Annotated in this window: 15 protein-coding genes; 10 read left to right on the top strand and 5 right to left on the bottom strand. The window is 61.1% G+C overall.

Annotation, left to right across the window (positions count from 1 at the left end; all coding sequences use genetic code 11):
- On the top strand, nt 1-246 hold a 246-nt coding region (locus ACIPZC_RS19165; protein WP_400628818.1), incomplete at its 5' end, for a hypothetical protein.
- 61 nt (nt 247-307) lie between these two features.
- Here ACIPZC_RS19165 and tyrS read toward each other — a convergent pair.
- Nucleotides 308-1,507: a tyrosine--tRNA ligase gene (gene tyrS / locus ACIPZC_RS19160; RefSeq protein ID WP_400628816.1), complete on the bottom strand. Its 1,200-nt coding sequence runs from the start codon at nt 1,505-1,507 to the stop codon at nt 308-310.
- Nucleotides 1,508-1,724: 217 nt separating this feature from the next.
- Here tyrS and ACIPZC_RS19155 point away from each other — a divergent pair, with 217 nt between their 5' ends.
- The gene (locus tag ACIPZC_RS19155) at nt 1,725-3,143 is read left to right on the top strand and encodes a peptidoglycan DD-metalloendopeptidase family protein (RefSeq protein ID WP_400628814.1); all 1,419 of its coding nucleotides are present in this window, start codon (nt 1,725-1,727) and stop codon (nt 3,141-3,143) included.
- A 3-nt stretch (nt 3,144-3,146) separates the two neighbouring features.
- Nucleotides 3,147-4,238, top strand: a complete 1,092-nt coding sequence (locus tag ACIPZC_RS19150) for an anhydro-N-acetylmuramic acid kinase (RefSeq protein WP_400628812.1) — start codon at nt 3,147-3,149, stop codon at nt 4,236-4,238.
- 61 nt (nt 4,239-4,299) lie between these two features.
- On the opposite strand, the gene erpA is transcribed toward ACIPZC_RS19150, so the two are convergent.
- Together erpA and argC are read right to left on the bottom strand one after the other, a co-directional pair.
- Nucleotides 4,300-4,650 (bottom strand): iron-sulfur cluster insertion protein ErpA, encoded by a 351-nt coding sequence (gene erpA, locus ACIPZC_RS19145; protein WP_046787605.1) that lies wholly within the window; start codon nt 4,648-4,650, stop codon nt 4,300-4,302.
- Between the two features lie 153 nt (nt 4,651-4,803).
- Nucleotides 4,804-5,838 carry an N-acetyl-gamma-glutamyl-phosphate reductase gene (gene argC, locus ACIPZC_RS19140; RefSeq protein ID WP_196997117.1) on the bottom strand — a complete coding sequence of 345 codons (1,035 nt, stop codon included), beginning with the start codon at nt 5,836-5,838 and terminating at the stop codon, nt 4,804-4,806.
- 142 nt (nt 5,839-5,980) lie between these two features.
- Between argC and hemJ the strand changes: the two genes are divergently transcribed.
- The 6 genes from hemJ to ACIPZC_RS19110 all read left to right on the top strand — a co-directional run bounded on the left by hemJ (nt 5,981) and on the right by ACIPZC_RS19110 (nt 10,412).
- Complete coding sequence (gene hemJ / locus ACIPZC_RS19135) at nt 5,981-6,406, top strand: protoporphyrinogen oxidase HemJ (protein ID WP_400628809.1); 426 nt, start codon at nt 5,981-5,983, stop codon at nt 6,404-6,406.
- A gap of 30 nt (nt 6,407-6,436) precedes the next feature.
- Nucleotides 6,437-7,390 carry an NAD(P)H-dependent flavin oxidoreductase gene (locus ACIPZC_RS19130; protein ID WP_400628807.1) on the top strand — a complete coding sequence of 318 codons (954 nt, stop codon included), beginning with the start codon at nt 6,437-6,439 and terminating at the stop codon, nt 7,388-7,390.
- A 70-nt stretch (nt 7,391-7,460) separates the two neighbouring features.
- Nucleotides 7,461-8,243 (top strand): SDR family NAD(P)-dependent oxidoreductase, encoded by a 783-nt coding sequence (locus ACIPZC_RS19125; protein ID WP_400628805.1) that lies wholly within the window; start codon nt 7,461-7,463, stop codon nt 8,241-8,243.
- A 65-nt stretch (nt 8,244-8,308) separates the two neighbouring features.
- Complete coding sequence (locus ACIPZC_RS19120) at nt 8,309-8,647, top strand: histidine triad nucleotide-binding protein (protein ID WP_012316537.1); 339 nt, start codon at nt 8,309-8,311, stop codon at nt 8,645-8,647.
- A gap of 66 nt (nt 8,648-8,713) precedes the next feature.
- A complete protein-coding gene (gene coq7, locus ACIPZC_RS19115; protein ID WP_012316538.1) occupies nt 8,714-9,361 on the top strand; it encodes a 2-polyprenyl-3-methyl-6-methoxy-1,4-benzoquinone monooxygenase in 648 nt (215 codons plus the stop codon).
- 10 nt (nt 9,362-9,371) lie between these two features.
- Complete coding sequence (locus ACIPZC_RS19110; RefSeq protein ID WP_400628803.1) at nt 9,372-10,412, top strand: DUF2157 domain-containing protein; 1,041 nt, start codon at nt 9,372-9,374, stop codon at nt 10,410-10,412.
- Between the two features lie 33 nt (nt 10,413-10,445).
- On the opposite strand, the gene ACIPZC_RS19105 is transcribed toward ACIPZC_RS19110, so the two are convergent.
- Nucleotides 10,446-10,868, bottom strand: a complete 423-nt coding sequence (locus ACIPZC_RS19105) for an OsmC family protein (protein WP_004376171.1) — start codon at nt 10,866-10,868, stop codon at nt 10,446-10,448.
- A 192-nt stretch (nt 10,869-11,060) separates the two neighbouring features.
- On the opposite strand from ACIPZC_RS19105, the gene crp reads away from it, so the two are divergent.
- Nucleotides 11,061-11,705 carry a cAMP-activated global transcriptional regulator CRP gene (gene crp, locus ACIPZC_RS19100; protein WP_241807087.1) on the top strand — a complete coding sequence of 215 codons (645 nt, stop codon included), beginning with the start codon at nt 11,061-11,063 and terminating at the stop codon, nt 11,703-11,705.
- On the opposite strand, the gene ACIPZC_RS19095 is transcribed toward crp, so the two are convergent.
- Complete coding sequence (locus ACIPZC_RS19095) at nt 11,702-12,406, bottom strand: biotin/lipoate A/B protein ligase family protein (RefSeq protein WP_400628801.1); 705 nt, start codon at nt 12,404-12,406, stop codon at nt 11,702-11,704. The two genes, crp and ACIPZC_RS19095, sit on opposite strands and share 4 nt — an antisense overlap.
- Nucleotides 12,407-12,429 lie beyond the last annotated feature (23 nt).

Raw genomic sequence — 12,429 nt, 5'->3', positions numbered from 1 at the left:
TCAAACACTTGGCTCGCTTCGATCTCTCGTAGCGGGAGGCGAATAATACAGCGTTTAGAAGCGCTGTCAACCACCATTTCAACCGCTATCGATCAAATGACCGAAGCACTACCAGCACTACCTGGATTAAGTAACTCATTGAATTTCAAGGAGTTTCTCGTTCCGACTACGCTGGAAGTGGGGCGCATTATAAGGGGATTCGAGAACGCGTCAAGGCTTAATTCCAATAAACTTCACCATCGCTGAAAACAAAGCGGGGAGGCCTGTCGGCCTCCCCGCTTCTATATATAGCTACACCACCAGGCACTCACTCCGCCTTGAGCGTAACCCGGGCAAACGCCTTCTTGCCCGCCTGGCACACATGAGTCGCGCCAATCGCAAACATGAAGTCACGCTCAACCACCACACCATCGACCTTGACCGCACCGCCATTGAGCAGATCACGCGCCATCGCCGAGTTCTTCACCAAGCCTGCACGGTTCAATACAGCAGCGATCGGCAGGTCTTCAGCCGCCGCCACCTCGATCTCGGGCAGATCTTCCGGCAACTCACCCTCTTTCATGCGATTACCCGCCGCGCGGTGGGCGTTGGCAGCCGCCTCTTCACCATGGAAACGCGCAACGATTTCTTCCGCCAGCTTGATTTTGATGTCGCGCGGGTTCGCACCATTGGCGACATCGGCACGCAACTGCTCGATCTCTTCCATGGAGCGGAAGCTCAGCAACTCGAAGTAACGCCACATCAGCGTGTCCGGGATCGACACCAGCTTGCTGTACATCACCCCAGGGGCTTCCTGGATACCGACATAATTGCCCAGCGACTTGGACATTTTCTTCACGCCGTCCAGCCCTTCGAGCAGCGGCATGGTCACGATGCACTGCGCTTCCTGGCCGTAAGCGCGCTGCAACTCGCGCCCCATCAGCAAGTTGAACTTCTGGTCGGTACCACCGAGTTCCACGTCAGCCTTGAGGGCTACCGAGTCATACCCCTGCACCAGCGGGTAGAGGAATTCATGAATGGCAATCGGCTGGTTGGTGGTGTAGCGCTTGTCGAAGTCGTCGCGCTCAAGCATACGCGCCACCGTGTACTGCGACGCCAGGCGAATGAAATCAGCCGGTGTCAGCTTGTCCATCCAGGTGGAGTTGAACGCGACCTCGGTCTTGGCCGGGTCGAGAATCTTGAACACCTGCTGCTTGTAGGTCTCGGCGTTATCCAGCACCTGCTCACGCGTCAGCGGCGGGCGAGTCGCACTTTTGCCGCTGGGATCACCGATCATTCCGGTGAAGTCACCGATCAGGAAGATGACCTGATGACCCAGCTCCTGGAACTGGCGCAGCTTGTTGATCAGCACGGTGTGCCCCAAGTGCAGGTCAGGCGCGGTCGGGTCGAAACCTGCCTTGATACGCAGAGGCTGGCCGCGCTTGAGCTTCTCCACCAGTTCCGACTCGACCAACACTTCTTCCGCACCGCGCTTGATAAGCGCCAGCTGCTCTTCAACCGACTTCATAGACAGACCCGCAAGGCTCAGATTCAAGGGGAGCCAACCATACAAGATCGGCCATCAAATACAAGTTTCGCAACGGAATGTGACCTGACCGCAGCCTCGCGGCGTCTACGCGCCCTTGCGTGAAAATGGATTTGGTTATATTTTATACAGTTATTTCATCTTCATCATGTCATTCATCTTTTCCATATTCACTTTTCTTCAAAAAGTCACCTTACCTATGACCGACGAAACGCCTAAAGCGCCCCCGCTTTATCCGAAAACCCACCTGCTGGCCGCCAGCGGCATCGCCGCCCTGCTCAGCCTGGCTCTGCTGGTATTTCCGTCCAGCGAAGTCGAAGCCAAAAAGACTACCCTCAGCCTCGAACTGGAAAGCCCGGCGGAGCAACTCAAGGGAGAGTCCGCCGCCGCGCCACTGGTGCAGACCCAAGCCGATCAAGGTTCACCTTTCGCGCAAATCGAAGGTGCCGATAGCAAAACCGAGCAAGCTTCCCAAGGGCTTCCGGCCCTGGAGCAAAAACCAGAAGCCACAACGCCTGGGCATCGCGAAGTCACCGTGGCGCGTGGCGATACACTGTCCACCGTGTTCGAAAAAGTCGGCCTGCCCGCCAATGCGGTACACGACCTGCTGGCCAGCAGCAAGCAGGCCAAGCAATTCAGCCAACTCAAGCACGGCCAGGTTTTGCAGTTCGAGCTCGATAAGGACGGCCAATTGGCCAGCCTGCAAAGCAAGGTCAGCACCCTCGAAACCATCCGCCTGACGAAGACCGCCAAGGGTTATACCTTCGACCGCGAAATCAGCAAACCTCTGGTACGTACCGCGTACGCCCACGGTGTGATCAAAAGTTCGTTGTCGGCCTCGGCCCAGCGTGCCGGGCTGTCGCATAGCCTGACCATGGATATGGCCAAGGTACTGGGCTATGACATCGACTTCGCGCAGGACATCCGCCAGGGTGACGAATTCGACGTGGTCTACGAGCAGAAGGTCCTGGATGGCAAGGTGGTTGGCACAGGCAACATCCTGTCTGCCCGCTTCACCAACCGTGGCAAGACCTACACGGCGGTGCGCTACACCAACAAGCAGGGCAACACCAGCTACTACACAGCCGATGGCAACAGCCTGCGCAAGGCGTTCATCCGCACCCCCGTGGACTTTGCTCGTATCAGCTCGCGGTTTTCCGCAGGCCGCAAGCACCCGATCCTGAACAAGATCCGCGCACACAAGGGTGTCGACTATGCCGCCCCACGCGGCACACCGATCAAAGCAGCCGGTGACGGCCGCATCGAACTGGCCGGCCGTCGCGGTGGGTACGGCAACACAGTGATCATCGCCCACGGCAACAGGTACAAGACCCTGTACGGGCACATGCAGGGCTTTGCCAAAGGCATCAAGACCGGCAGCAGCGTGAAGCAGGGGCAGATCATCGGTTATATCGGCACCACCGGCCTGTCCACGGGCCCGCACCTGCACTATGAGTTCCAGGTCAATGGCGTCCACGTCGACCCACTGAGCCAGAAGGTACCGATGGCCGACCCGATCGCCAAGGCCGAACGCCAGCGGTTCCTGCAGCAAAGCAAGCCACTGATCGCACGCATGGATCAGGAAAAGGCCACCATGCTCGCAGCGAACAAGCGCTGATCCATGGCGCTCTACCTGGGAGTAATGTCTGGCACCAGCCTCGACGGCCTGGACATTGCCCTGATCGAACAAGGCGAGCGGCTGGAGCTGCTCGCCACCCATTACCTGCCGATGCCCGCCGAGCTGCGTCAGCAACTGCTTGCCCTTTGCGCCAGCGGCCCTGACGAAATCGCACGTGCAGCATTGGCGGAAAACCACTGGGCCAGCCTGGCCGCAGAAGGCATACAGCAGTTGCTGAAAAAGCAGGGGCTGCAGCCTGCCGCCATCCGCGCCATCGGCAGCCATGGCCAGACCATCCGCCACGAGCCTGCCCGGGGTTTTACTGTGCAGATCGGCAACCCGGCATTGCTTGCCGAGCTCACCGGGATCGCAGTGGTAGCCGATTTCCGCCGGCGCGATGTGGCGGCTGGCGGCCAAGGCGCGCCTCTGGTGCCTGCGTTTCATGAAACCCTGTTCGCCCATCTTGGCCAGCGGCTGGCAGTGCTCAACGTGGGCGGCTTCAGCAACCTCAGCCTGATCGAGCACGACAAGCCGGTCCACGGCTTCGACTGTGGCCCCGGCAATGTCCTGCTGGATGCCTGGATCGAGCGTAAGCGCGGTCAGGCTTATGACGCCGACGGCGCCTGGGCGGCCAGTGGCGTGGCCCAGACCGATTTGCTGAACGCGTTGCTGAGTGATCCTTTCTTCGTCGGCAGCGGCCCGAAGAGTACAGGCCGCGAAGTGTTCAACCTAGCCTGGCTGGATGGCCATCTCGCTCGTATGCCGCATTATCGCGACGAGGATGTCCAGGCCACACTGCTTGAACTGACGGCGCGAACCATCACTGAGTCCTTGCGTAATGCACAGCAAGGCACAGAAGCACTGCTTGTCTGTGGAGGCGGTGCACGCAACGGTGCATTGATGGCTCGCCTTGACGCGCTGCTACCCGATACCCGGGTCACCAGCACCCAGGCATATGGCGTAGACCCAGACTGGGTTGAGGGTATGGCATTTGCCTGGCTGGCGCATTGCTGCCTGGAAGGGATCGCTGCCAACCGCCCCAGCGTTACGGCAGCGAAGGGGCTCCGGGTGCTGGGCGCGATCTACCCAGCCTGACCTTGCAACCGCCAACGAAAACGCCGCGCGAATGCGCGGCGTTTTTTTGTACTACCGGGCTTCAGATCGAGAAGGAAGATCCACAGCCACAGGTGGTAGCGGCATTCGGGTTCTTGATCACGAAGCGCGAACCCTCAAGACCTTCCTGGTAATCCACCTCCGCGCCCGCCAGATACTGGAAGCTCATGGGATCTACCACCAGGGATACACCTTCGCGCTCGACGATGGTGTCATCTTCGGCCACATCTTCATCGAAGGTGAAGCCGTACTGGAAACCCGAGCAGCCACCACCGGTCACGAAAACCCGCAGTTTCAGACGATCATTGCCTTCCTCGCAAACCAGAGTCTTCACCTTTTGCGCGGCGCCGTGAGTGAATTCCAAAGCCGTGGGGGTGAAGGTTTCGACGCTCATGTTGATTCTCCCGGCGCAGTAGCCGCCATAAAACTCGATGACGCGCATTATCCGCTTCTCCGAGAAAATCGGTCAACAATTCGTAAGCCGCAATTGACAAGCTACAAGCTGAACGCAATACGCTCACTTGCAGCTTGTACCTTGCCGGCGGTGTCAGGGCAGCAGGCCGGCATGGGACAGGCCCATGCGCTCGTCCAGGCCAAACAGGATGTTCAGGTTCTGCACCGCCTGGCCTGACGCGCCCTTGACCAGGTTGTCGATGACCGACAGCACGACCACAAGGTCACCACCTTGCGGGCGATGAACGGCAATACGGCATACGTTGGCACCGCGAACGCTACGGGTTTCCGGGTGACTGCCCGCTGGCATCACGTCGACGAACGGCTCGTCTGCGTAGCGCTTCTCGAACAGTGCCTGCAGGTCGACCGACTTATCGGCAACCGTCGCGTACAGGGTCGAGTGAATGCCGCGGATCATCGGGGTCAGATGCGGCACGAAGGTAAGACCGATATCCGTGCCCGCAGCCAGGCGCAGGCCTTGGCTGATTTCCGGCAGGTGACGGTGGCCCTTGACCGCGTAGGCCTTCATGCTCTCGCCAGCCTCACAGAACAGCGACCCCACGGCGGCACCACGGCCGGCGCCACTGACACCCGACTTGCAATCGGCGATCAGGCGCGACGGGTCGGCCAGACCCGCTTCGAGCAGTGGCAGGAAGCCCAACTGGGTAGCGGTCGGGTAGCAGCCCGGCACGGCGATCAGGCGCGCCTGGCGAATTTTCTCACGGTTGACTTCAGGCAGGCCGTAGACCGCATCCTTGAGCAACTCCGGCGCGCCGTGCGGCTGACCGTACCATTTCGCCCACTCGGCAGCGTCCTGCAGGCGGAAGTCGGCGGACAGGTCAATGACCTTGGTTCCGGCAGCCAGCAACTCGCCGGCCAGGGCGTGCGCGACACCGTGCGGGGTGGCGAAGAAGACCACGTCGCAGGCTGACAGGGCCTTGCTGTCCGGCACACTGAAAGCCAGGCCGTCATAGTGGCCGCGCAGGTTCGGATACATGTCGGCGACCGCTACGCCCGCCTCGGAACGCGAAGTGATGACCGCCACTTCGGCCTGTGGATGCTGTGCCAGCAGACGCAACAGTTCGACGCCGGTGTAACCCGTGCCGCCGACGATACCGACCTTGATCATAACGCTTGCCCCTTATCAACGAGCCGTCTGGAAAGCGCACGATGATAGGGGCGCAAGGCGCCTGTAACAACTCTTCGGGTGACCCTTCGGGCGCTTGGCCTCTACTATCTGACGACCGTGAATACCTGAAGGAACTCTCTCCATGCTTTACCTATGGATAAAAGCGCTGCACATCGTCAGCGTGGTCTGCTGGTTCGCCGGCCTGTTCTATCTGCCCCGGCTGTTCGTCTACCACGCCCAAAGCCAGGACAGCATCAGCCAGGACCGCTTCGTTACCATGGAGCGCAAGCTGTACCGCGGCATAATGAACCCGGCGATGATTGCCACCTACGTGTTCGGCGCCTGGATGCTCTATCTCACCCCGGGCTGGCTGAGCCAAGGCTGGCTGCATGCCAAATTGACACTGGTAATTCTGCTCACCGGCTACCATCACATGTGCGGCGCCCAGCGCAAACGCTTTGCCAACGGCGCCAACACCCGCAGCCACGTTTACTACCGCTGGTTCAACGAAGTACCCGTGCTGTTCCTGCTGGGCATCGTGATTCTTGTGGTGGTCAAACCGTTCTGACGTTGAACGCACTGTTCAGGAGCCTCGCCCATGTCCCTGCCTGCTTCGCTCGAACAACGCCTGCGCTTGCCCGTGGTGGCGGCGCCGATGTTCCTGATCTCCAATCCCCAACTGGTCCTGGCCTGCTGCGGCAATGGCGTGGTCGGCAGCTTTCCGGCCTTGAACCAGCGCGACAGTGCCGGCTTCAAAGGCTGGCTCGAGGAGATCGAAGCAGGCCTTGAGCAGCTGCAAACGCCAGCCCCTTATGCGGTGAATCTGATCGTCCACCCATCCAACCCGCGCCTGCAGGCTGACCTTGCCCTGTGTGTCGAGCATCAGGTGCCTATAGTCATCACCAGTCTTGGCGCGGTGAAGGAAGTCGTGGATGCCGTACACGGCTATGGCGGCCTGGTGTTCCATGATGTGACCACCCGGCGTCACGCTGAAAAAGCTGCACAGGCCGGCGTCGATGGCCTGATCGCGGTGGCGGCAGGTGCAGGTGGGCATGCTGGTACCTGGAGCCCGTTCGCCCTTGTGGCCGAAATCCGCCAGTTTTTCGACAAGACACTGCTATTGGCCGGCTGCATCAACCACGGCCATGAAATACTCGCCGCCCAGTTGCTTGGCGCGGACCTGGCCTACATGGGTACTCGCTTCATCGCCACCCGGGAGAGCCAAGCCCCAGAGGCCTATAAACAGATGCTGCTCGGCGCGCATGCAGCGGACATCGTCCATACCCCAGCGGTGTCCGGCATACCAGCCAGCTTTTTGCGTCAGAGCCTTGAACAGGCCGGGTACGACATGGCCGCACTGAAGGCCGGCCAGGAGCAGGGCAAACTCAAGCCAATCGATGATGAAGCCAAGGCCTGGAAGACCGTATGGTCTGCCGGGCAAGGCGTCGGAGATATCCATGACCTGCCCGACGCCGCCGCACTGATCGAACGCCTGCACGGCGAATACAAAGCAGCCCTGGAGCGCAGCCAGGCGTTACGCGCCAAGGCCTAGCAGCAAAAGGCAACACCTGGCCTGGCCACGCTGTACACTAGGCGCCCTCTCTAGCCCTCAGGAGCCTTGCATGACCCGTTACGCCATGATCACTGGTGCTTCCAGCGGCCTGGGCTTGGCCCTGGCGGAAGCGCTGGCGCGGCGCGGGCGCAATCTGATCCTGGTGGCACGCAACCGCGAAACCCTTGAACCGGTTGCCATAGAGCTGACCCAGCGCTTCGGCGTCGAAGTACTGCTACGCGCCTGCGACCTCAGCCAGCCACTGCGCCTGTCCGGTTTCGTACTCGAACTGGAAGAGGGCGAGCGGCGCATCGACCTGTTGATCAACTGCGCCGGCCAGCGTACCTATGGCCCGTTTCTCGCCCACGAATGGGCAGACGAGCAAGACCTGCTGGAGGTGAACATTCTCGCCATGAGCCGCCTGTGCCACGCCATCGGCAACCTCATGGCAGTACAGGGTGGTGGGCAGATCCTCAACGTCGCCGGCCTGGCCGCCATAGCGCCAGGCCCCTGGATGGCCACCTATGCCGCCAGCAAGGCCTATGTGATGCATTTCACCGAAGCCCTGCGCGAAGAGCTCAAGCCCACGGGCATCAAGGTTTCAGTGCTTTGCCCCGGGCCTGTGCGCTCTTCGCGCCGGCCTATTCCCAGGCTAGAAGGCAGCAGCCGCTGCCTCAGCCCCGAAGAAGTAGCGCTGTACACCGTGCGCGCACTGGCGAAGAACCGGGCGCTGATCATGCCGGTTCGCCGCAACCGCTGGCTGGCATTCGCCCCACGTCTGTTGCCACGCTGGTTGTCGCGCAAGCTTGCAGGCTTCATCCACCGCCGTTACTGCCCGGTCGGAATGGAATAGCCCACTGGGCGAGCGGCGCCTGGCTAAGTACACTCGGCCAGGACCCTCACCATGGAGCAAGTGCTGTGGACGATTTATTCATCAAGATCATCAACCGGGAAATCCCGGCGAAGATCATCTACGAGGACGACCAGGTTCTGGCGTTCCACGACATCGCGCCCCAGGCGCCGGTGCATTTTCTGGTCATCCCGAAAAAACACATCCGTACGCTCAATGACCTGACCGAAGAGGACAAGGGCCTGGCCGGCCACATCCTGTTCACCGCCCAGCGCCTGGCCAAGGAACTGGGTTGCGAGGATGGCTTCCGCGTGGTCATGAACTGCAACGAGCAAGGTGGCCAGACCGTCTACCACATCCACATGCATGTGCTCGGCCAGCGCCAGATGCACTGGCCACCGGGCTGACCCAAGGCAAGCCCACCCCGGGCGATTGAGGTAAACTGTCGGGCATCACTTCAGCGGAGGTGCCCGATGGCTACCGAACGTCACTACTCGCCGCTCGACCGCTTGTTGCTGCAGGCCGATACCGCCATGCGCACCTTGCTGCCCTTCAGCGGCCAACCCTCCCGGCCGTCCCCGGCCATTGTCCAGCCGGACGTCGAACTCGACGAAAGCCAGACCCGCCACATTGCCGGGCTCATGCGCATCAACCATACCGGAGAGGTCTGCGCCCAGGCGCTGTACCAAGGCCAGGCCCTGACCGCCAAACTGCCTCAGGTGCGCAAGGCGATGGAACATGCGGCCGAGGAAGAAATCGACCACCTGGCCTGGTGCGAACAGCGCATCCGTCAGCTGGGCAGCCACCCCAGCGTGCTCAATCCGTTGTTCTACGGCATGTCGTTCGGCATCGGCGCGCTCGCCGGCATGGTCAGCGACAAGGTCAGCCTGGGCTTCGTCGCCGCCACCGAGCATCAGGTGTGCAAACACCTCGACGAACACCTGGAGCAGATCCCCCATGAGGACGAAAAGTCCCGTGCCATTCTCGAGCAGATGCGCGTCGACGAAGAGCAGCACGCCGATTCGGCCCTTGAAGCAGGTGGCTATCGCTTCCCCGCGCCGGTACGCTTCGGCATGAGCATGCTGGCCAAGGTCATGACCAAGAGCACTTACCGCATCTAAGGGCACGCCAATGACGGACCGTATCGACGCCAAGGACCTGGCGCGCGCCGTACAAGCAGGCATTCTCCAGCCGGGCCAGGACAAGGCTCTGCTGGACTTCCTGCACCAGCAGCCGGTAGTTCGTGGCAGCTTCCAGCTGGCGCACGTCGCCTTCTACTTCGGCGCCCTACTGATCATGGGGGCGATGGGCTGGCTGCTGACCGAGGCCTGGATGCGAATCGGTGATTGGGCGCTGCTGGCCATCGCCATCCTTTACATCGGCCTTCTCACCCTGTTCGCCCTCACTCTGCAAAAACGCCAGCAACCTATCGCCTCTGGCGTCTTGGCGGCGGTCGCGGTAAGCATCGTGCCCTTGGCAGTCTTTGCCATCGAACGCCTGGCCGGCTGGTGGCCATTGGATGATCGGCAAACGGACTATCACCAGTACTACACCTATGTGCAGGGCGGCTGGCTGATGATGGAGGCGGCCACGGTAGTCGCCGGTTTGCTGATGCTGCGCCTGATCCCCTACCCGTTTATCGTCATGCCGATTGCCGTTGCCTTGTGGTTCATGTCGATGGACCTTAGCCAGTGGGTGTTCGGCTCACCGTTCAGCTGGGAACAGCGGCGCACGGTTTCGCTGTGGTTTGGGCTTGGCCTGCTGCTGGTGTTTCTGGTGGTCGACGGGCGCACGCGTGAGGATTACGCCCACTGGGGTTACCTGGCCGGGCTGGCAGCGTTCTGGGGTGGGCTGACGCTGGTCGAAAGCGACAGCGAGCTGGGTAAGGCATTGTACTGCTTGATCAACCTGGGGCTGATGGCCATGGCGGTGCTGCTGCGCCGGCCAGTGTTCATGGTCTTCGGGGCCCTGGGGGTGGCTGCTTACCTGGGTTATCTGTCGTACGAGGTGTTTGCCGATTCGCTGCTGTTCCCTGTGGTGCTGACCTTGATCGGGCTCGGGGTCATCGCCCTGGGGCTGGGTTATCAAAAGCGCCGGGAGCACCTCAGCCAGTCATTGAGGCGTTGCGTGCCCCGTTGGCTGGTGGTGGCTCTCCCAGCGTTGCGCAATTGATGGCCGTCGGGGCCGCCTTGCGGCCCTGATGCCTTACCCCAGCTCAACGATCTCGTAACCGTGGGTGATTTCCACACCCGCCCGCTCCAGCATGATCGACGCCGAGCAATATTTCTCCGCCGACAGCTCCACCGCACGCTTGACCTGAGCCTCTTTCAGCCCACGCCCTTTGACCACGAAGTTCATGTGTATCTTGGTAAACACCTTCGGATCTTCGCTGGCGCGCTCGGCTTCAAGGAAGGCTTCGCAGCTTTCCACCGCTTGGCGCGATTTCTTCAGGATGCTCACTACATCGAAGCTGCTGCAGCCACCCAGGCCGAGCAGGAGCATTTCCATCGGGCGCACGCCCAGGTTGCGGCCCCCAGCCTCGGGCGGGCCGTCCATCACCACCACATGGCCGCTCCCCGATTCGCCAAGGAACATCGCTTCACCGGCCCATTGGATGCGTGCCTTCATCTGTCCGTACTCCTAGATCTAGCAAAAAGGGTGTCAGCTTAAGCCTTGTGTGGCTGTCGGAAAAGCTCCACAGGTTCGGCATTTGTGCCGAAACATCTTGCAGTGTCTGATAAGCTGGCGCCAATTGACTGACGCGTCATGTCAGCCAACTCCCCACCAGAGCCCATGGGTCGTATCGAACAGGATTTCGTGATGGTTGCCTCAGCCCTACCCGCCAAGATCAAGAACATCGACAAGCTGCTGATGCACTGCCAGCGCCGCCGCTACACCGCCAAGAGCAATATCATCTGTGCTGGTGACCGAGCCGAAACGCTGTCGTTCATCATCAAAGGCTCGGTCACCATCCTCATTGAGGATGACGAAGGCCACGAGATGATCATCGCCTACCTCAACAGTGGCGATTTCTTCGGCGAACTGGGTTTGTTCGAACCCGCCGGCAGCGATCAGCAGCGCAGCGCCTGGGTGCGCGCCAAGACAGAGTGCGAAGTAGCCGAGATCAGTTACGACAAGTTTCGCGACCTGGCCCGCCAGGACCCGGAGATTCTCTACTCCCTCGGCAGCCAGATGGCCCAGCGCCTGCGTAACACCACACGCAAGGTCGGCGACCTGGCCTTCTTCGATGTTACCGGCCGGGTCGCCCGCTGCCTGCTGGACCTGTGCAAACAGCCAGATGCCATGACCCACCCGGACGGCATGCAAATCAAGATCACCCGCCAGGAAATTGGCCGTATCGTCGGCTGCTCGCGGGAGATGGTCGGCCGCGTGCTCAAGGACCTCGAGGAACGCAGCCTGGTCCAGGTCAAGGGCAAGACCATGGTGGTTTACGGTACGCGTTAATCCTTGGGCAACGCTGCAAGTACTTCCCTGTACGCCTGCGAAAGGCGCTCGTACCAAGGCACAGCGGGCGCCACTTCGTGCAGGGCTATATGGCTGTCGGCCCGGCAGCGCTGCTCGAGCTCGCAACATTCATTGAACAGATTGACCGCCGCGACCATGGACTCGCGCTCGTTATCCAGCAACAACGCACCATGCACCAGCACCACAGGCCGTTTTCCACCCAGCCCCTGGCGCCAACGCTGGGCAGTACCCACCAGCTTGCGGCCATTGAGGTTGACGTTGTAGCGGCCATCGCAGAAGGCCCCGTCGATCTCGCCTACCGAAGCCACACCACCCCATTCGCGCAGCACGTCGCACAACGGCAGGCAGAGCCGTTCATAGGCGTTCTCGATACGGCCATGGTCGCCTTCGCTGCGGGGAGCTACGTACACCAGCGCCACATTCACCGTCGAATGCGACTGAGGCACCGGTTCACCACCGGTTTCACGCAGCAGCACTGGCCAGCCCGCGATCGCCAATTCCGAGCAGGCTGCCTCGAAGTTGTCCAGGCGGCTCATGCGCCGAGGCATGACCAGCGCATGATCCGTCGGGCGCCAGAACAGCACACCACTCTCGGCTTCGCCACGACAGACTACAGCCAAAAGATCTTGCTCGGCGCGCAGGCCCTGCTCGACGGTAAGGGCCAGGGGTTGATCGGTCATTGATCCACCTTAGATAAAGCCGG

Origin of the sequence: Pseudomonas sp. NPDC089743 (genome assembly GCF_044748785.1) — a bacterium.
Classification (GTDB): domain Bacteria; phylum Pseudomonadota; class Gammaproteobacteria; order Pseudomonadales; family Pseudomonadaceae; genus Aquipseudomonas; species Aquipseudomonas putida_X.
This window is presented reverse-complemented; position numbering and strand designations above follow the sequence as displayed.

What these genes read in the sequence shown, in the direction of transcription:
- ACIPZC_RS19155 (WP_400628814.1), top strand. Translation starts at nt 1,725, where the DNA reads ATGACCGACGAAACGCCTAAAGCGCCCCCGCTTTATCCGAAAACCCAC.
- crp (WP_241807087.1), top strand. Translation starts at nt 11,061, where the DNA reads ATGGTTGCCTCAGCCCTACCCGCCAAGATCAAGAACATCGACAAGCTG.
- ACIPZC_RS19095 (WP_400628801.1), bottom strand. Translation starts at nt 12,406, where the DNA reads ATGACCGATCAACCCCTGGCCCTTACCGTCGAGCAGGGCCTGCGCGCC.
- argC (WP_196997117.1), bottom strand. Translation starts at nt 5,838, where the DNA reads ATGATCAAGGTCGGTATCGTCGGCGGCACGGGTTACACCGGCGTCGAA.
- tyrS (WP_400628816.1), bottom strand. Translation starts at nt 1,507, where the DNA reads ATGAAGTCGGTTGAAGAGCAGCTGGCGCTTATCAAGCGCGGTGCGGAA.
- ACIPZC_RS19125 (WP_400628805.1), top strand. Translation starts at nt 7,461, where the DNA reads ATGACCCGTTACGCCATGATCACTGGTGCTTCCAGCGGCCTGGGCTTG.
- ACIPZC_RS19110 (WP_400628803.1), top strand. Translation starts at nt 9,372, where the DNA reads ATGACGGACCGTATCGACGCCAAGGACCTGGCGCGCGCCGTACAAGCA.
- ACIPZC_RS19150 (WP_400628812.1), top strand. Translation starts at nt 3,147, where the DNA reads ATGGCGCTCTACCTGGGAGTAATGTCTGGCACCAGCCTCGACGGCCTG.
- ACIPZC_RS19105 (WP_004376171.1), bottom strand. Translation starts at nt 10,868, where the DNA reads ATGAAGGCACGCATCCAATGGGCCGGTGAAGCGATGTTCCTTGGCGAA.
- ACIPZC_RS19130 (WP_400628807.1), top strand. Translation starts at nt 6,437, where the DNA reads ATGTCCCTGCCTGCTTCGCTCGAACAACGCCTGCGCTTGCCCGTGGTG.
- erpA (WP_046787605.1), bottom strand. Translation starts at nt 4,650, where the DNA reads ATGAGCGTCGAAACCTTCACCCCCACGGCTTTGGAATTCACTCACGGC.
- coq7 (WP_012316538.1), top strand. Translation starts at nt 8,714, where the DNA reads ATGGCTACCGAACGTCACTACTCGCCGCTCGACCGCTTGTTGCTGCAG.
- hemJ (WP_400628809.1), top strand. Translation starts at nt 5,981, where the DNA reads ATGCTTTACCTATGGATAAAAGCGCTGCACATCGTCAGCGTGGTCTGC.